The organism is Microbacterium koreense (assembly GCF_042677105.1).
In the GTDB taxonomy this organism is placed as follows: Bacteria; Actinomycetota; Actinomycetes; order Actinomycetales; family Microbacteriaceae; genus Microbacterium; species Microbacterium koreense.
The window spans coordinates 289,168-306,976 of the sequence record NZ_JBHTIM010000001.1 but is presented as its reverse complement, the minus strand read 5'-3'; the positions used below and the strand labels follow the sequence as shown (position 1 = coordinate 306,976).

14 protein-coding genes are annotated in these 17,809 nt (G+C 66.3%); 10 read left to right on the top strand and 4 right to left on the bottom strand.

What is annotated here, in order from left to right; translation table 11 throughout:
* Positions 1–4: 4 nt before the first annotated feature.
* Positions 5–1,564, bottom strand: a complete 1,560-nt coding sequence (locus tag ACFQZV_RS01295) for a molybdopterin-dependent oxidoreductase (protein WP_378751486.1) — start codon at positions 1,562–1,564, stop codon at positions 5–7.
* 162 nt (positions 1,565–1,726) lie between these two features.
* On the opposite strand from ACFQZV_RS01295, the gene ACFQZV_RS01290 reads away from it, so the two are divergent.
* The 3 genes from ACFQZV_RS01290 to ACFQZV_RS01280 are packed head-to-tail and all read left to right on the top strand — an operon-like array spanning position 1,727 to position 5,216.
* Entirely contained in the window at positions 1,727–3,424 is a 1,698-nt protein-coding gene (locus ACFQZV_RS01290) for a circularly permuted type 2 ATP-grasp protein (protein ID WP_378751484.1), read from the top strand.
* Entirely contained in the window at positions 3,418–4,350 is a 933-nt protein-coding gene (locus ACFQZV_RS01285) for an alpha-E domain-containing protein (protein ID WP_378751482.1), read from the top strand. The genes ACFQZV_RS01290 and ACFQZV_RS01285 overlap by 7 nt, the downstream gene beginning before the upstream one ends.
* Positions 4,347–5,216 carry a transglutaminase family protein gene (locus ACFQZV_RS01280; protein ID WP_378751480.1) on the top strand — a complete coding sequence of 290 codons (870 nt, stop codon included), beginning with the start codon at positions 4,347–4,349 and terminating at the stop codon, positions 5,214–5,216. Before ACFQZV_RS01285 ends, ACFQZV_RS01280 begins: the two co-directional genes overlap by 4 nt.
* Before the next feature lie 59 nt (positions 5,217–5,275).
* Here ACFQZV_RS01280 and ACFQZV_RS01275 read toward each other — a convergent pair whose 3' ends face one another.
* The 3 genes from ACFQZV_RS01275 to ACFQZV_RS01265 all read right to left on the bottom strand — a co-directional run bounded on the left by ACFQZV_RS01275 (position 5,276) and on the right by ACFQZV_RS01265 (position 9,564).
* Positions 5,276–6,691 (bottom strand): rhamnulokinase, encoded by a 1,416-nt coding sequence (locus ACFQZV_RS01275; protein ID WP_378751478.1) that lies wholly within the window; start codon positions 6,689–6,691, stop codon positions 5,276–5,278.
* Positions 6,688–8,724, bottom strand: coding sequence for a bifunctional aldolase/short-chain dehydrogenase (locus ACFQZV_RS01270; protein ID WP_378751476.1), 2,037 nt, complete (start codon positions 8,722–8,724; stop codon positions 6,688–6,690). Before ACFQZV_RS01270 ends, ACFQZV_RS01275 begins: the two co-directional genes overlap by 4 nt.
* Before the next feature lie 78 nt (positions 8,725–8,802).
* Positions 8,803–9,564 carry a DeoR/GlpR family DNA-binding transcription regulator gene (locus ACFQZV_RS01265; RefSeq protein WP_378751475.1) on the bottom strand — a complete coding sequence of 254 codons (762 nt, stop codon included), beginning with the start codon at positions 9,562–9,564 and terminating at the stop codon, positions 8,803–8,805.
* Positions 9,565–9,788: 224 nt separating this feature from the next.
* Here ACFQZV_RS01265 and ACFQZV_RS01260 point away from each other — a divergent pair, with 224 nt between their 5' ends.
* The 7 genes from ACFQZV_RS01260 (at position 9,789) to ACFQZV_RS01230 (ending at position 17,808) form a co-directional block, all read left to right on the top strand.
* Entirely contained in the window at positions 9,789–11,033 is a 1,245-nt protein-coding gene (locus ACFQZV_RS01260; RefSeq protein ID WP_378751473.1) for a hypothetical protein, read from the top strand.
* Complete coding sequence (locus ACFQZV_RS01255) at positions 11,026–12,060, top strand: aldose 1-epimerase family protein (RefSeq protein WP_378751471.1); 1,035 nt, start codon at positions 11,026–11,028, stop codon at positions 12,058–12,060. The genes ACFQZV_RS01260 and ACFQZV_RS01255 overlap by 8 nt, the downstream gene beginning before the upstream one ends.
* Complete coding sequence (locus tag ACFQZV_RS01250) at positions 12,057–13,580, top strand: sugar ABC transporter ATP-binding protein (protein WP_378751469.1); 1,524 nt, start codon at positions 12,057–12,059, stop codon at positions 13,578–13,580. The genes ACFQZV_RS01255 and ACFQZV_RS01250 overlap by 4 nt, the downstream gene beginning before the upstream one ends.
* Positions 13,577–14,554 carry an ABC transporter permease gene (locus tag ACFQZV_RS01245; RefSeq protein ID WP_378751467.1) on the top strand — a complete coding sequence of 326 codons (978 nt, stop codon included), beginning with the start codon at positions 13,577–13,579 and terminating at the stop codon, positions 14,552–14,554. Before ACFQZV_RS01250 ends, ACFQZV_RS01245 begins: the two co-directional genes overlap by 4 nt.
* Positions 14,551–15,573: an ABC transporter permease gene (locus tag ACFQZV_RS01240; protein ID WP_378751465.1), complete on the top strand. Its 1,023-nt coding sequence runs from the start codon at positions 14,551–14,553 to the stop codon at positions 15,571–15,573. Before ACFQZV_RS01245 ends, ACFQZV_RS01240 begins: the two co-directional genes overlap by 4 nt.
* On the top strand, positions 15,570–16,562 hold the full coding sequence (locus ACFQZV_RS01235; RefSeq protein ID WP_378751463.1) for a sugar ABC transporter substrate-binding protein: 993 nt from the start codon (positions 15,570–15,572) through the stop codon (positions 16,560–16,562). Before ACFQZV_RS01240 ends, ACFQZV_RS01235 begins: the two co-directional genes overlap by 4 nt.
* Positions 16,563–16,680: 118 nt before the next feature.
* Entirely contained in the window at positions 16,681–17,808 is a 1,128-nt protein-coding gene (locus tag ACFQZV_RS01230; RefSeq protein ID WP_378751461.1) for a Gfo/Idh/MocA family protein, read from the top strand.
* Position 17,809: the final 1 nt, after the last annotated feature.

Below are 17,809 nucleotides of genomic sequence, written 5' to 3'. Positions count from 1 at the left end.
CGCCCTAGGCTTCGGTCACCCGTATCGTGCGCTCGTTCCATCCTGTTGCACCGTCGGGAACGACCGGTGCGACCGTGCTCGTCTGGGTCTGACCATCGGCGGAGATCGCCCGGCACCGCACGCGGTGATCGCCGGGTGTCGCCTGCCACGGCAGGCTCCACTGCACCCACGTGTCCGCCGAGATCGCCGTCGCCAGGTCCGCCTGCTGCCACGGACCCTCGTCGATCTGCACCTCGACACCCGAGACCCCGACGTGCTGTTGCCAGGCCATCCCGGCGATGACCGTGTCGCCGGCGATGACGGCGGTGCCCGCCCGGGGCACGTCGATGCGTGACTGGAGTTTGACCGGGCCGCGCTCGGACCACCCTCGGTCAGTCCAATAGGCGCTGGCGCGGTCGAACCGGGTGACCTCGAGCGACGTGACCCACTTCGTCGCCGACACATACCCGTAGAGCCCGGGCACGACCATCCGGACCGGAAAGCCGTGCTGGAGGGGCAGAGGTTCGCCGTTCATCCCGACGGCGAGGATCGCGTTGCGGTCGTCGGTGAGCGCCTCGATGGGGGTGGACGCCGAGAACCCGTCGCGCGAGCGAGACAGCACCATGTCGGCGTCGGCGAGTGGACGTGCCCGGGCAAGGATGTCGCGGATCGGGTAACCGAGCCAGCGGGCGTTGCCGATGAGGTCGCCGCCCACGGGGTTGGATACGCAGGCGAGGGTCGTGACGCTCTCTTCAAGGGGCAGGGCGAGAAGTTCGTCCCACGACAGGAAGAACTCCTCCTCGACCATGCCGTGCACGCGCAGGGTCCACCTCGCCGGGTCGATCTCGGGCACGATGATCGCGGTGTCGATGCGATAGAACGACGAATTGGGTGTGATCACGGGCGCGAGTCCCGGGATGTCGAGCTCGGCGGACGCCGGGATGGCGGGACCCGCGACGGCCGGGGCGGGAAGCTTCAACGCGCGACGGATCGCATCCACCGCGACACTTCCGGCCGTGCGGATGCCGCCCACGAGTGCCGTACCCACGCCCGCGACGAGTGCGACGCCCGAAAGCAAGAGGAATCTGCGCCGGTCGGGACCGGCATCCGATTCGTCAGCGGATGCCGCGGGACGCGGATGCAGCATTCGTGTCAGGAACCACAGCGTGACCGCCGCGACGGTTCCGGCGATGGCAGCGGGGATCCACGCCGTCACCGGCGAGACGGAGCGCATCATCGCAACGACGGCGCCCAGCACACCCAAGGCGGAGACGATCACGATCCCCCATGGCGGGCGACGCACCTGAAGCCAGCCGGCGATGGCCGCCACCACGAGCAGGACGATGCCGATACCGACGACGAGCGCGATCTTGTCGGCGGTGCCGAACAGTGCGATCGCGGCATCTTTCGCCCACGAGGGAGCGAGATCGATCAGGGCACCACCGATGCCGGCGACCGGGCTCGCGCTTGGGGCGATCACACGGGCGGCAAGTTCGCCGAGCCCGACGCCCAGGACGACGGATGCCACACCGGCGAACCCGGGCAGAACGGTGGATATGCGTCGGTTCTCTGAGGATGCGCCCACCCTTTCAGCGTAAGTCGCGGCCGGTCGGGCCGGCTCGGTTCACGGCGTTTTCGCCGGTTGGCCCGCGATGCCGCGCGCGCGAAGGTTACACGGATCGTGCCGCATTGGGCAGGGTTCGGCGGGGAAACACCGCGGCAACACGTGCAGGGCTAGAGTCGGCACATGGGTGATCTCTTCGACGGCTACGGGTCCACACTCACGCCGCGCAAGACGCCCTCGGGGGTGCCCGCATTCGACGAGATGTTCGCCGCGTCGGCAGACGCCGGTGGACCCGCCGAGTCGCGAGCGGCCTACCGAGAGTTGCATCAGGCGCTGGCACGGATGACGCAGGAAGAGCTGCGCGGGCGCACCGAGTCTTTGGCGAGTTCGTACCTCGCCCAGGGAGTCACGTTCGACTTCGCGGGCGAGGAGCGACCGTTCCCGCTGGACGCGGTTCCCCGGGTCATCGCATACGACGAGTGGTCGCGGGTCGAGGCGGGCGTCAAACAACGTGTCCGCGCCCTCGAAGCCTTCCTCGATGACGCTTACGGACATCAGCACTGCGTGCGCGACGAGGTCCTGCCCGCGGGCCTCATCGCGTCGAGTCAGTACTTCTACCGGCAAGCCGCCGGCATCCACTCGGCCAACGGCGTACGCATTCAGGTCTCGGGGATCGACCTCATCCGCGACGAACACGGCGAAATGCGCGTGCTCGAGGACAACGTACGCGTGCCATCCGGGGTGAGCTACGTCATCTCCAACCGACGCGTGATGGCGCAGACCCTTCCCGAGCTGTTCGTCTCGATGCGGGTGCGCCCGGTTGGCGACTACCCGAACAAGCTGCTCGCCGCCCTTCGGGCATCCGCCCCCGCCGGTATCGAAGACCCGAACGTCGTCGTGCTGACGCCGGGCGTCTACAACTCGGCGTACTACGAGCACACCCTGCTCGCGCGTCTCATGGGCGTCGAACTCGTCGAGGGGCGCGACCTGCTGTGCATGGGCGGCAAGGTCTTCATGCGCACCACTCGGGGACCCAAGCGTGTCGACGTCATCTACCGCCGGGTCGACGATGACTTCCTCGATCCGCTGCAGTTCCGGGCGGATTCGATGCTGGGCGCGCCCGGGCTGATGCTCGCAGCGCGCCTGGGGAATGTCACGATCGCGAACGCGGTCGGCAACGGTGTCGCCGACGACAAGCTGCTCTACACCTACGTGCCTGACCTGATCCGGTACTACCTCGCCGAAGAGCCGATCCTCAAGAACGTCGACACGTGGCGCCTCGAAGACCCCGGCGCGCTCGAAGAGGTGCTGGACCGTCTGCCGGAGCTCGTCGTCAAGCCCGTCGACGGATCGGGTGGCAAAGGCCTGGTCGTCGGGCCCGACGCTTCGCGCGCAGAGCTCGACGCCTTGCGCACACGCTTGATCGCCGACCCCAGAGGATGGATCGCACAGCCTGTCGTGATGCTGTCGACGATCCCGACCCTCGTGGAAGACGGGATGCGTCCGCGCCACGCGGATCTGCGCCCGTTCGCTGTGAACGACGGAGACGACATCTGGGTGCTCCCCGGAGGCCTCACGCGTGTGGCGCTTCCCGAAGGCCAGCTCGTCGTGAACTCGAGTCAGGGCGGCGGTTCGAAGGACACGTGGATCGTCGGTGGCGCCGCCCCCGGCCAGGTCGAGTACGGGCAGCGCGACAACGTCGCGGCGTTCACCGACGAGGATGCGACCACCTCGGCCATCCCGATCATCTACGACGGGCAACCTGCCCCGGCCCACTCGCCGCGCGATCCCGATGCGGAGAGCCGGTCGCAGCAGGAGCAGCAACAGCAGGCGAGCCGTGGCACGGCTGCGGACGACGAGGACGGGGGCGCATCATGCTGAGTCGCATCGCCGAGTCGCTGTTCTGGATCGGACGGTACATCGAGCGCTCGGACGGCACCGCGCGGATCCTCGACGTCCACCTGCAACTGCTGCTCGAAGACCCGTGGATCGACGAAGAGACTGCGTGCCGGTCGCTGTTGAGCGTCATGGGTTCCGCCCCGGCCGAGCGGGGTGAGGTCATCACCCGAGAGGACGTGCTCGCCCGCCTCGCCGTCGATCGCAGCAACCCGTCGAGCATCGCCTACGCGATGACCGCCGCACGCGAGAACGCGCGCCGGGCCCGCGAGATCGTGTCCACCGAACTGTGGGAGACGCTCAACACCACCGGTGCGCGGATGCCGCGGCGCCTGCAGACCGACAAGGCGCACGACTTCTTCGAGTGGGTGCGAGAGCGCGCTGTGCTTGCGGCCGGGGTGGTCGACTCATCCACGAGCCGTGATGAGTCGTGGCAGTTCTTCACCCTCGGGCGCAGCATCGAGCGCGCGGACATGACCGCTCGAATGCTCGCAACGCGATCGCTGACCGAGGCATCGGGGCCGTCGTGGACGACGATCCTGCGATCGTGCGGTGCATATGAGGCGTACCTCCGGACTTACCGCGGCATGCCCAGCGCCCGCAACGCCGCCGAGTTGCTTCTCTTGGATCGGCTCTTTCCGCGGTCGATCGTCTATTCGGTGGCCAGCGCCGAAAACTGCATGAGCGCCATCGACCCGCGGACCGACCGCGTCGGGCACTCGAACACCGTGCTGCGGGCGCTCGGGCAGATTCGCAACGATCTCGAGTACCGGCCGATCAGCGAAATCCTCGGCGAACTGCCGCGCTACATGCACCGCGTGCAGAAGGTCACTCGAGAGGCATCGGAAGCCATCCGCCAGAGGTTCTTCCCGACACAGGCCGAGCCCAGCTGGATCGGAGAGATCTCATGACCCTTCGTCAAGACCTGCGTCCGTATCGGTTGCGGATCGAGCACACGACCGGCTATTCGTATCCGGGAGATGTCAGCGCTTCGTACAACGAAGCACGGATGCTGCCGAGTTCGACCGACAGCCAGTTCGTGCTGAGCTCTCAACTCGACATCGAGCCGTCGGCATCCGTCAATCAGTACTACGACTACTTCGGCACGCGCGTCGCCGCCTTCGACGTGCTGTCGTCTCATTCGGAACTCAGCATCACCTCGCGCTCGCTCGTCGAGGTCAGGCCGCAACCGATCGAGCACGCCGACACGACGTGGGAAGAACTGCGTCGAGAAGCGCAACGTAACGTGACGGTGTCGGAGCATCTGACGCAGACACCGCGCACGAAACCGCATGATGGTGTCGTCGACCTCGCGCGGTCGGTCGCGGCACGGCATGAGCATCCGGGACATGCCGCCCACGCGATCGCCGAGGCGATCGGTGGCGAGATGGAGTACATGTTCGGGATCACCGGCGTGCACTCCACCGCCGCCGAGGCGTGGACCCAACGCAAGGGTGTCTGTCAGGACATCGCGCACATCACCATCGGGGCGCTACGCGCGGTCGGCATTCCGGCGCGATACGTCTCGGGCTACTTGCACCCGCATCCGCAACCGCTCATCGGCGACAGTGTCACCGGAGAGTCGCATGCATGGGTCGAGTGGTTCGCGGGCGACTGGCAGGGGTTCGACCCGACCAACAACATCGAGATCGGCGACCGTCACGTGCTCGTCGGCCACGGTCGTGACTACAACGACGTGCCCCCGCTGCGCGGCGTGTATGCCGGCCCGCACAAGGGTGAGCTACACGTCCAGGTGACGATCACCCGCGAGGCGTAGCCGGGATCAGCCGGGGTCATCGTCGCGGTCGAGCGCCTTGATCGTGCGACGGTGACCGGTCAGGCGCGGGGGTCGAACCGCCGTGGTGCATGGGTGCGGACCACCAGATCGCGGAGCGCCTCGAGCGATCCGGAGAGGAATCCGGCCGCGCGAGCCTGCACGAGGATGTTCCCGAGTGCGGTGGCTTCGACAGGGCCGGCGAGCACCGGCAGCCCGGCGCGGTCGGCGGTGCGCTGACACAGTAGCTCGTTGAGCGCGCCGCCGCCGACGATGTGGATCGTGCGCACGTCGACACCGCCGATCCGCCCCGCCTCGATGGCCGCATCCGCGAAAGCCTGGGCGAGGGATTCGACGATGCTACGGGCGTACTCGGCGCGCGTGCGTGGGGGCGCCATGCTGTGCTCCTCGCACCACGCGTCGATACGGCCGGGCATGTCACCCGGCGGCAGAAAGCGCGGATCGTTGACATCGAACACCGGCACAGCGGCGGTGACTTCCTCGGCAGAGTCCAGCAGCGTCGGCAGGTCGATCGCGTGACCCGACCGTTCCCATGTGCGCACCGTTTCGCTCAGCACCCACAAGCCCATGATGTTGTGGAGCAGTCGGACACGGCCGTCGACGCCGCCTTCGTTCGTGAAGTTCGCGGCGAGGGCTTCGGGTGTGAGGACGAGCCGGTCCACCTCGACGCCGACGAGACCCCACGTACCGCACGAGATATACGCTGCGGCATCGGCTTGCATCGGCACGGCCACCACGGCGGACGCGGTGTCGTGAGACCCGACGGCCGTGACCGCGACGTCTTCGGGAGCACGGATGGCGGCGGCGATGTCGGGCGACAGCGCGCCCAGAGTCTCTCCCGGCTTGATGAGCGGCGGAAGAAGCCCGTCGGGGATGCCGAGGGCCCGGGCGAGGTCGTGATCCCACGAGGCGTCGAGCACGCGCAGGAGCCCGGTCGTGGACGCGTTGGTCTGCTCGGCGCGCGCGATACCCGTCAGCCAGTAGCCGATGAGGTCCGGAACCAGCAGTGCGGTGTCCGCGAAGCGGAGCAGGTCGACCGGCTCGGCAGCGTACTGGTAGAGCGTGTTGAAGGGCAGGAACTGCAGCCCGTTGCGCTCGAACAGCTCGGCGTGCGGCATCCTTTCGTGCACAGCTGCAACGCCTCGTTCGGTGCGCGCGTCGCGGTAGTGGAACGGATTTCCGAGCAGCCGGCCGTCGCGGAGCAGTCCATAGTCGACGGCCCATGAGTCGATACCAATGCTGCGGATGGTGGGTTCGCGTCGGAACGCGTCGCGCAGGCCATCGAGGGCTGCGCCGTAGAGTCCGAGGATGTCCCAATGTAGCCCGTCACTCACCGGCACCGGAGTGTTCGGAAACCGCGCGACCGGCGTGAGCTCGAGGGTGTCGGCGCCGACTCGCCCGACGATCACCCGTCCGCTGGTGGCGCCGAGATCGACAGCCGCGACGTGGCCGGTCATCGGAGGAACGCCGCCGCGACGCCCGAGTCGACCGGGATGTGGAGGCCCGTCGTGCGTGAGAGCTCGGGGCCGGTGAGCACGTACACGGCATCCGCGACGTTCTCGGGGACGACCTCGCGCTTGAGGATCGTGCGGTTGGCGTAGAACTGACCGAGGTCCTCTTCTTTGACGCCGTAGGTCGCGGCGCGGTTAGCGCCCCACCCGGCCGCGAAGATGCCCGAGCCGCGCACGACACCGTCGGGGTTGATCCCGTTGACCCGCACGCCGTGCTCGCCGAGTTCGACGGCCAGCAGTCGCACCTGGTGGGCCTGATCGGCCTTCGTGGCCGAGTAGGCGATGTTGTTCGGGCCGGCGAACACCGAGTTCTTCGACGAGATATAGATCACGTCACCGCCCATGCCCTGCTCGACAAGGGCCTTCGCGGCAGCCTTGGAGACGAGGAACGACCCCTTGGCCATGACGTCGTGCTGCAGGTCCCAGTCCTTCTCGGTGGTTTCGAGCAACGGCTTCGAGAGCGAGAGTCCGGCGTTGTTGACGACGAGGTCGATACCTCCGAAGGCCAGCAGGGTCGCATCGATCGCCGCCTGGACACCATCGGCGTCGGCGACGTTCGCCGCCACGCCGATCGCGACGTCGGCGCCGCCGAGTTCGGCTGCCGCGGCCTGCGCCTTCTCGAGGTCGAGGTCGGCGACGACGACGCACGCACCTTCGGCGGCGAGGCGTGTCGCGATCGCCTTGCCGATTCCGGATGCGGCACCCGTGACGAACGCGATCCGTCCCTGGTGTGTCTTTGGCTTCGGCATCCGCTGGAGCTTCGCCTCTTCGAGAGCCCAGTACTCGATCCGGAACTTCTCGGCATCCGAAATCGGTGCATAGGTCGACAGCGCCTCGGCGCCGCGCATGACATTGATGGCGTTGACGTAGAACTCACCGGCGACGCGCGCCGTCTGCTTGTTGGCGCCGTACGAGAACATGCCGACGCCGGGCACCAACACGATGAGGGGGTCGGCGCCGCGGATCGCGGGGGAGCCGGCGTCGGCATGGGCGTCGTAGTAGGCCTGGTAGTCGGCACGGTATGCCTCGTGCAGTTCCTTCAGCCGGGCGATCGATTCCTCCACCGACGCATCTGCGGGCAGATCCAACAGCATCGGCTTGACCTTCGTGCGGAGGAAGTGGTCGGGGCAGCTCGTGCCGAGCTCGGCGAGGGCGGGTGCTTTCGCCGACGCCAAGAAGTCGAGGACGACCTCCGCGTCGGTGAAGTGTCCGACCATCGGTTTGTCGGTCGACGCGAGTCCGCGGATCGTCGGGGCCAGCGCCGCGGCTTTCGCGCGCCGCTCGGCCTCGGGAAGTGCTTCGAACCCGGGGCGCTCCGCGCCGAACGGCTCGGCCGCACCGTTCGCATCGATGTACGCCTGAGCGGTCTCGATGATCCAGAGCGAGTTCTGCTCACACTCCTCGGAAGTATCGCCCCAGGCGGTGATCCCGTGGCCGCCGAGGATGGTGCCCACCGCTTGTGGGTTCTCTGCCTTGATCTCGGCGATGTCCAGGCCCAGCTGGAAGCCGGGCCGACGCCACGGCACCCACACGACCTTGTCCCCGAAGATCTTCGCGGTGAGCTCTTCACCGTCTGCCGCGGTCGCGATCGCGATTCCCGCATCGGGATGGAGGTGGTCGACGTGCGCGGCATCGACGAGTCCGTGCATCGCGGTGTCGATCGACGGGGCAGCTCCGCCCTTGCCGTGCAGGCAGTAGTCGAACGCGGCGACCATCTCGTCCTCGCGGTCGATGCCGGGGTAGACATCGACGAGCGCGCGCATGCGGTCCAGGCGCAGCACGGCCAGGCCCTTCTCCTGCAAGGTGCCGAGGTCTCCGCCGGAACCCTTGACCCACATCAACTCGACGGGCTCACCGGTCACCGGATCGGTCTCGCTGCCCTTCGCCGACGTGTTGCCGCCGGCGTAGTTCGTGTTCTTGGGGTCGGCGCCGAGGCGGTTGGACCGCGCGATCAGGGCAGCAGCGGTGGGGTTCGACATGAAAACCTGCGTTCTGTGACTATATGTGACTTTGAACAAGTGCGAACATAGCACGCGAGGATGCGAGGCGAAAGAACATCATCTGAGCTCGACCATGCCTCGGTACTCATCGAGCCGTGCGTCGGTCGGATCGAGCTCGGTGATCATGACCGAGATCGCGTCGAAGGCGAATCCATGGGCGACCGACGTCCGGCCGAGTTTCGACGAGTCCACGCACAGGACGATCGATCTAGCGTGCTCGCCGAATGCGTGCTTGACCTGCACTTCACCGAGGGAGACTTCGGAGCTGCCGTGCGTGGGGTCGACTCCGGTTGCCGATGTGAAGAAGCGGGTGTACAGCAGGGATGCCGCACCCTCGCACGCGATCATTCCGACGAAGCTGCCCGTCGTCTTCTCCGCCTCGCCGCCGATGAGGATCGGATTGACGCCCGGAGTGGCGCGCACCGCTGCGAAGTTGTCATACGAGTTCGTCGCCACGGTGAGCCCGTCGCGGGGTCCGATGTCGCCGACGAGGGTTCCCGTCGTGCTGGAGGCGTCCACGGCTATCGCGCCAGAGCTGGGCACGAGTTCGGCCGACTTCGCGGCGATCACCCGCTTGGCGCGGGCGTTCACCCGTTGCCGATCGCCGAACGGTTGGGGTCCGTTCACAGCGACGGCGCCGCCACGCACGCGTCGGAGAAGTCCGTCGGCTTCGAGTTCGTCGAAGTCGCGACGCACGGTCATCGACGAGACGTCCAGTGCCGTCGCGACCTCGTCGATCTGCACGGCTCCGTCGCGGGAGAGGGACGCGAGGATCGCTGCTCGTCGCTCCGTCGCCCGAACCGTTCCGTTGGTGGCCATACGTATTCCGTCCGTCGGTGATCGATCGTGATCGATCGATCACATCACTTCACAAGAACGGTAGTCCAGTGTCCACCCGGGGGTGGTGTCAGGGCGCTCCAGAGGTGGCATTGACACCCCCGTCGCATCCTGTTAGGTTCACTGAACACAAGGTTCACTGAACCAGCGAAGGTGCCCACGCTCACAGAGCGGAGGCTCGAACTCGACGAAGAGAGCGGGAGACAATGGCGAACGGCGCATACGAGAACGTGGCATCCACGGCCTCGGCCATGGACAGAGCACTCGAGGCCGGCGGCGGTATCGTCCGCCTCGCGCCGACATGGGTGCCACGGGCGTTCTGTACGCCAGGTCGCCGCATTCGCCTGCACCCCGACGACTACTTTCCGTTCGAGCAGGGTCGCGGTGGCGTCGACGAGCGGTGGTTGTCGTCGGCCGTGCGGGCCGACAACGGGCCGAAGACCGGTCCCTACGAAGGATTGAGCCTGGTCGTCGACCCCGACGGCGACGCGCTGATTCCGTTCGATGACTTCGTCGCGCATCACCGCGGCGAACTCATCGGCCGGCGGCTGTGGGATCGCCACGGACGCTGGCCGATGTACTCGAAGTTCTTCGACAACCAGCAGGCGCTGCCGTTCCATGTGCACCACACCGACGAGAAGGCAGCGTTGGTCGACAAACCCGGCAAGCCTGAGGCGTACTACTACTCGCCCCACATGAACAATCACCTCGGCGATCAGCCGATCTCGTTCTTCGGCTTCCAGCCCGACGTCACGAAGGAGCAGGTGAAGGAGCGGCTGGAGCGTTTCACGCGCGGAGGTGATAACCGCATCACCGATCTCTCGCTCGGCTACCGCATCCAGCTCGGAACGGGATGGGACATCCCGTCAGGAGTGCTGCATGCCCCCGCCAGCATCGCGACTTACGAACCGCAGGCGGCCTGTGACGTTTTCTGCATGTGCGAGTCGTGGAGCAACAACCGCGAGGTTCCCGAGGAGCTGCTGTGGAAGGATGTGCCGACCGACAAGCACGGCGACTTGGACTTCGTCATCAGCCTGCTCGAGTGGGATCTGAACGTCGATCCGCACTTCGTGCAGAACCGCTTCATGGTGCCTTACTCGACCGACACGTCCCTGGACGCAGGCGAGCGAGCGTATCGGGAGAAGTGGATCGTCTTCCGGTCACCGCACTTCAGCGCCAAGGAGCTGACGGTGCGTCCGGGCGAGGCTGTCACGATCACCGACCAGGACGCATACGGAATGATCGTCGTCCAGGGGCATGGCACGTTCGGCGGACACGATGTCGCCGCGGCCACCCTCATCCGCTTCGGGCAGCTCAGCCAGGATGAGTTCTTCGTCGCAGAATCGGCAGCACGTCATGGTGTGCGGATCGTCAACCAGTCGGCGACGGACGACCTGGTCATCCTCAAGCACTTCGGACCGGGTAACGAGGAGCTCGGGTTGTATGCCTGACGTGTTCGGCGAGTCGGGAGAGCGTCTGCGTGAGCGAATCGGCTCGCTCGCACAGGTGATGCGCGTCGACTCTTTCATCGAAGCGGAGGGTGCCGCACAGGGTACCCGGCGTGTGCGCCTTGTGAACGGCGGTGGGCTCGAGATCGAGGTGCACCCCGACCGTGCACTCGACATCGGTCAGGTGACGGTGGACGGTGTTCCGTTCGCCTGGATGTCGCCGACGGGAATGACCGGTCCGGATGCCGCCGAGCCGGCCGGGCAGGGATGGCTGCGCACGTTCGGCGGCGGTCTCTTGGCCACGTGCGGACTGGACACGTTCGGGCCACCGGCGACGGATGCGGGAACTCATCTCGGGCAACACGGACGCATCGGCACGCAGCGAGCGACCGTTGTGTGCGCCGAAGCGACCGGAACGGGGGTCGTCGTCGAAGGCGTCGTCCGACAATCGGCCGTTTTCGGCGAGAATCTCGTGCTCCGGCGACGCATCAGCTCGGCCGCGGGATCCGACACGATCGTCATCGACGATGTCGTGACGAACGAGGCGTTCCACGACCAGCCCCACATGGTGCTGTATCACCTCAACCTCGGCTGGCCGCTGCTCGACGAAGACACGACGGTGACGATCCCCGCCGAGCGTGTGAGGCCGCGGGATTCGGACGCCGAAGCAGGCATGGCCGAGCGCGAGGTGTTCGGTGCGCCCACCCCCGACTTCCGCGAGCAGGTGTTCATCCACGAGTTCGATGGGGCATCGAATCGCGAGGTCATCGTGCACAACCCGCGCAACGGGCTCGAGTTCCGCGTCGACATCGATCCCGCTCAGCTCGGAACGGTCTTCCAATGGAAGATGAAGGGACAGGGTCACTATGCGCTCGGCATCGAGCCGGCCAACACCCCCATCATCGATGGGCGTCCCGCGGCCCGTTCCGCGGGGCGGCTGCCGCACCTCGCACCCGGTGAGAGTGCGCGGTACACGGTGACCATTCGCCTGCGCCGCGCACCCGTGGCGTCTTCGGAGGAGACAGCATGACCGACCAGCCGCCAAGCGCGCACCCGATCGCGCTCCACATGCGGGGCATCTCGAAATCGTTCCCCGGCGTCAAAGCTCTGCAGGACGTCGAGCTCGAGGTACGAACGGGCGAGGTGCACGCGATCGTCGGAGAGAACGGTGCGGGCAAGTCCACCCTCATGAAGATCCTCGCGGGCTTCTATCAGCCCGATCACGGCGAGATCGAGATCGGCGGGCACGTGGTGCGTCACTGGCATCCGCGTGAAGCGCGCGAACGCGGGATCGGAATGATCTATCAGGAACTGAACTTGGTGCCCGACCTCACCGTTGCCGAGAACATCAGCCTCGGACGGATGCCGCACCGCGGCCCGTTCGTCGACTACCGAGCCGTCACACAGAAGGCGACAGAGGTGCTGGGCGAGCTGCATGCCGACATCGATCCGGCCACCCCCTTGGGGAACCTGTCCATAAGCCAGCAGCAGCTGGTCGAGATCGCCAAGGTGATGGCAGACAAGCCGCGCATCGTCGTGTTCGACGAGCCCACATCATCGCTCGGGGACAAGGAGACGCGGGTGCTCTTCGAGGTCATCGGACGGATGCGGGCAGCGGGCATCGCGATCATCTACATCAGCCACCGCCTGCAGGAGGTCATGGAGATCGGCGACCGTGTCACGGTGCTCCGCGACGGCCGCCGCATCGAGACCCGAGACGTCGAGGGAGTGACCCCCGAACACATGGTGCGTCTCATGGTCGGACGCGACGTCAGCGAAATGTTCCCCAAGCTCGACCTCGTTCCGGGTGAACAGGTACTGACGGTGAAAAACATCTCGCGGTCGGGCGACTTCACCGACGTCTCACTCGACGTACGCGAACGCGAGATCGTGGGATTGGCGGGCCTCGTCGGATCGGGGCGCACCGAGGTTGCCCGCGCGGTCTTCGGGCTCGACCCCATCGAATCCGGGGAGATCGCGATGCGGGGCCGGAAGGTGAAGATCCGCAGCGCCCGCAAGGGCATGGCATCCGGCGTCGCGCTCGTTCCCGAGGATCGCAAGGGACAGGGCATCATCCCCATGCTCACCGTCCGTGAGAACTTCACACTGCCGGTCATTCAGCGACTCACCACCGCACTGTTGATCTTCGCGCGCAAAGAGCGGGGGATCGTGCGGAGGCTTGCCGACAGGCTCAAGGTCAACCCGCCGCAGATCGAACGCCCCCTCAGCGTCTTCAGCGGGGGCAACCAACAGAAAGTCGTCCTCGGCAAATGGCTGCTCGCCGAGCCATCCTTGCTCATCCTCGACGAACCGACGCGCGGCGTCGATGTCGGTGCGAAGGCTGACATCCACGAGATCATCGGCGAATTCGCTCAAGGCGGCGGAGCGGTGCTCATGATCAGCTCCGAACTCCCCGAGCTGCTCGCTGTGTGCGATCGCGTCTTCGTCCTCCACGAAGGACGGGTGACCGCGGAGATTGCCCGAGCCGACGCTACCGAGGAGTCGGTCATGCGCGCGGCGACAGGACAGACAGGACAGGTGGCCGCATGACTTCCTCGACGACAGTCGATTCAGGCCGCTCTGCCGCGCCGGGGGCCTTGTTCTCGCGCATCAGCATCCCGGTCGCGATCATCGTGTTGCTGATCATCGGAGCGATCATCTCCCCGTCGTTCCTTACCGTCTCCAACCTGATCAACGTCTTGAACGCCAATGCGGCGGTCGGGCTGATCGCACTCGGCATGACATTCGTCGCCGTGGCCGGCGGCCTGGCGGACCTCTCGGTGCCTGCCAACGTCGCGATGGGTGCGCTCGTGACCCTCGGTGCGCAGCCGGTAGCCGGCCCCTTCGGGGCCGCGATGCTCGGCCTCGCGGTTGCGACCGTCGGCGGCATCGTGAACGGCGTGCTGATCGGCTACCTGCGAATCAACCCCATCATTGCGACGCTCGGCACCGGATCCGTGCTTCTCGGACTGAGCCAGCAACTCATCGGCGGCGGGATCGTCTATGGCCAAGCCAATCCACTGTCCGACTTCGTCAAGAGCAGCTTTCTCGGCATCCCGTTGTTCGTCTGGATCTTCGTGATCGTCGCGGCGATCCTCACACCGCTGCTCTCTCGCACGGCGTTCGGACGATGGAACCTCGCGGTGGGCGGCAACTATCAGGCTGCCGAAGCGAGTGCCGTGCCGGTTCGTTTCACCAAGGCCATGGCCTTCGTGCTCACCGGAGCGCTCGCAGGGCTGTGTGGGGTGTTGCTGGGGCTCAGCAACGGACAGGCTCGCCCGATCATCGGCACCGGGTACGAGTTCGTCGCGATCACCGCGGTCGTGATCGGAGGAACGAGTCTGTTCGGGGGCAGCGGCAGCGTGCTGCGCACGATCGGCGGCGTGATCATCACGGCGCTGATCGGCAACCTCATCATCCTGGGCGGACTGCCCACTCAATCGACCGGACTTGTCACAGGCGCGATCGTGCTCATCGCGGTCGGTGTCGATGTCTACTTCCGACGGAAGGCAGGCCGCGAATGAACCGCTTCGACCTCCGAATCGCGGGTCGCGCAGCCGTGCAGTACCGCTTGCTCGTGCTGCTGGTCATCGTCGCGATCCTCGGCAGCATCACGATCGACGACTTCTTCACGATCGACACCTTCCAGTCGGTGCTCAACAGGGCTACCGTGGTCGGCTTTCTCGCGCTGGGCCTCACACCCGTCCTGATCGCTGGCCAGATCGACCTCTCGATCGGGTCGATCCTCTCGATGGCGGGCATCACGACGATCGGACTGCAACCGGTCATCGGTAACATCCCGGCCGCGTTGGCCGGCCTTGCGGTGGGGCTCGCGATCGGCGCGATCAACGCAGTCATCGTGGTCGTGTTCAAGATCGCATCGCTCGTCGCGACTCTGGCGACTCTCCTGATCTTCGCGAGTCTCGCGCTGTTGCTGAGCAATTCACAGCCGGTGAGTTCACCGGATCCTGTGTTCGGCATTCCCCTGACGGGCGACCTGCTCGGACTTTTCACCCCGCGATCTGCGATGTTCGTCGTGGCGGCGCTCCTCATGTTCGTGTGGTTGCGTCTCACGCCGTCGGGTCGCAACCTGTACGCCGTCGGCAGCAACGCCCCGGCTGCGACATCTGTGGGCATCCGCTCGAACGGATACATCGCCGCGACCTTCTTGATCTCCGGCTTGTTCGCCGGCGCTGCGGGGGTGTTGCAGTCGCTCAGCACGGCGACCGGATCGCCTGTGGCCGGTGCGGCGATGCTGATCCCCGCGATCACAGCCGTCGTCATCGGCGGCACGCGTCTCGAGGGCGGCCGCGGATCGTCGCTCGCCACGCTCGGCGGTGTGCTCGCGCTTGGCGGGCTGACCATGATGCTCGAGTTCAACGGAGTGCCGTCGTACACCCAGGCCATCTACACCGGGGTGCTGCTGATCATCCTGATCACGCTCGACCGTCTGGTCAGCAGTGACACCCGATTGACGTCCCGCGCGCTTCTGCGCAGGCGGGCAGTACCCACAACACCAAGGGAAAACCAGGAGGAAGCATGACCGTTCGTCGTAAGCTCACCGTCGCGTCTGCAACGGCAGTCGTTCTGCTCGCACTTGCCGGCTGCTCATCGGGAGACGGCGGAGGCGACTCCACCGCTGCTTCGGGTGGGGACAGCGGTGTCGAGGGCAAGGAGATCTGCTACATCACCGCGGCCAACTCGCACCCGTACGTCACGCCCGCCAACGAGGGCGCGCAGGCGGCGGCAGATGCGGCCGGTGTCAACCTCACGATCGTGAGCGAGGAGTTCTCGCCGCAGACGGGAGCCGAGCAGCTTGACAGCTGTGTCGCACGCGGTGTCGATGGGATCCTGCTGTGGCCGCTCGACGACAACAGCTACCTTCCGGGTCTGCTCAAGGCCGAGCAGGAGGGGATTCCGGTCGTCGCGATCGACACAACCACGGGCGACGAATCGATGGCACTCATCGAATCGTTCGTCGGCGCCGACAAGTACGACCAGGGCAAGATCAGCTTCGAACAGCTTGACAGCGCCATGGGTGGTGAGGGCGGCATCATCGTCCTCGCCGGTCAGGCCGGAAACGGCACCGAGATTGCACGCAGCGGCGGCTTCATGGATGCTCTGGAGGCGAGCGACTCGAACATCGTCGTCCTCGATGTCGTGAACGCCGACTTCGACCAGCAGAAGGCGCTGGTTGCGTCGCGCGACCTGCTCACCAAGCACGGCGACCAGATCGAGGGCGTTTACGCGCAGGACGACACGATGGCCAAGGGCTTCGCGCAGGCGCTGGAGGAGTCGGGTCTGGGCATCACGCCCTACGTCGTTGGCATCAACGGTGAGCAGGGTGCCTTCGAGGCGATCAAGGCCGGCACCCAGTACAGCACCATCATCCAGCCCCCGTTCCGTAACGGCGAGCTGGCCATCGAGACCCTTATCGCCGTGATGATGGGTGAGACCGTGCCCGACATGGTTCCGCTCGAGAACACCGTCGTCGACAGCTCGAACGTCGACGACCTCGAGCCCGCGATGTAAGCAGTTTCGAGTGCGCTGCGACGGCGGCAGGGGCACGTCACCCTGCCGCCGTCGTTGCCATCTGAGAGCGGCATATCGTCGCCGGTTCGACACGCCAGAACGAGGAAGACGAGCGAGCATGACGAAAACGAGCATCGGCGTCGCCGTTATCGGTGACGGACTCATGGCCAAAGAGCACACGATGGCGCTGCGCAATGTGCGCGCGGTGTTCGGTGCGGACGTGCCGCAGCCGCGCCTCGAGGTGATCGTGCATCCCGATGCCGACCGTGCGCGTGCGGCCGCGGAACAGTATGGCGTCGCCCGGTGGTCGACGTCGTGGCAAGACGCCGTCGCCGACCCTGCCGTCGACCTCGTCGACATCGTGACGCCGAACATCCATCACCGGGATCCGGCGCTCGCTGCCGCCTCCGCTCGAAAACACGTGTGGTGCGAGAAGCCGCTCGCGCTCACGTCGGACGACGCGCAGGCGATGACGGATGCCGCAGAGGCAGCGGGGGTGACGACGCTCGTCGGCTTCACCTACCTTCAGAACCCGGGACTCGCGCTCGCTCGTGATCTCATTCGCCGCGGTGAGCTCGGAGACCTCTTCTCGTTCACCGGGTTCTTCAGCGCCGACACCATGATCGATCCGGATGTGCCGTTCACGTGGCGTACCGACCGCGCACTCGCAGGCGGTGGTGCTCTCGGCGATCTCGGGTCGCACATGATCTCGATCGCGCGGAACGTGGTCGGCGGGGTCTCACGTGTGTCGGGTCTCTCGCGCACCGTCATAGGAGAGCGCGTCGACCGTGATGGGATGCGCCGCACCGTCGACAATGACGACCACACGCTCGCGTTGCTGGAGTTCGACAATGGTGCCATCGGCACGATGCAGTCCAGTCGCGTGCAGACGGGGCGGGCGTTCGAGGTGTCATTCGTCGTGACCGGCACGAAGGGCGCCATCCGCTTCAACCAGCAGGACAGTCACGTGCTCGAGGTTTCGCTCGAAAGCGACGGTCTCGACACCCACGGGTTCCGCACGATCGAGCTGGGCCCCGGGCATGGCCACTTCGGGCACTTGTGGCCCATGTCAGGCATTAACGTCGGGCTGCACGAGCTGAAGATCTTCGAGGCATGGGAGCTCTTGCAGGCCATCGCCGAGGGCCGCCCTGCGTCACCGGACTTTCGCGAGGCTCTCGAGATCGAACGCACGATCGAGGCGATCGAACGCTCGGCGTTGCGCGGCGGGGAGTGGCAGCTGATCTGAG

Bases quoted from the DNA above. Each gene is read 5' to 3' on its own strand.
- ACFQZV_RS01290 (WP_378751484.1), top strand. From the start codon at position 1,727: ATGGGTGATCTCTTCGACGGCTACGGGTCCACACTCACGCCGCGCAAG.
- ACFQZV_RS01285 (WP_378751482.1), top strand. From the start codon at position 3,418: ATGCTGAGTCGCATCGCCGAGTCGCTGTTCTGGATCGGACGGTACATC.
- ACFQZV_RS01280 (WP_378751480.1), top strand. From the start codon at position 4,347: ATGACCCTTCGTCAAGACCTGCGTCCGTATCGGTTGCGGATCGAGCAC.
- ACFQZV_RS01275 (WP_378751478.1), bottom strand. From the start codon at position 6,691: ATGACCGGCCACGTCGCGGCTGTCGATCTCGGCGCCACCAGCGGACGG.
- ACFQZV_RS01270 (WP_378751476.1), bottom strand. From the start codon at position 8,724: ATGTCGAACCCCACCGCTGCTGCCCTGATCGCGCGGTCCAACCGCCTC.
- ACFQZV_RS01265 (WP_378751475.1), bottom strand. From the start codon at position 9,564: ATGGCCACCAACGGAACGGTTCGGGCGACGGAGCGACGAGCAGCGATC.
- ACFQZV_RS01260 (WP_378751473.1), top strand. From the start codon at position 9,789: ATGGCGAACGGCGCATACGAGAACGTGGCATCCACGGCCTCGGCCATG.
- ACFQZV_RS01255 (WP_378751471.1), top strand. From the start codon at position 11,026: ATGCCTGACGTGTTCGGCGAGTCGGGAGAGCGTCTGCGTGAGCGAATC.
- ACFQZV_RS01250 (WP_378751469.1), top strand. From the start codon at position 12,057: ATGACCGACCAGCCGCCAAGCGCGCACCCGATCGCGCTCCACATGCGG.
- ACFQZV_RS01245 (WP_378751467.1), top strand. From the start codon at position 13,577: ATGACTTCCTCGACGACAGTCGATTCAGGCCGCTCTGCCGCGCCGGGG.
- ACFQZV_RS01240 (WP_378751465.1), top strand. From the start codon at position 14,551: ATGAACCGCTTCGACCTCCGAATCGCGGGTCGCGCAGCCGTGCAGTAC.
- ACFQZV_RS01235 (WP_378751463.1), top strand. From the start codon at position 15,570: ATGACCGTTCGTCGTAAGCTCACCGTCGCGTCTGCAACGGCAGTCGTT.
- ACFQZV_RS01230 (WP_378751461.1), top strand. From the start codon at position 16,681: ATGACGAAAACGAGCATCGGCGTCGCCGTTATCGGTGACGGACTCATG.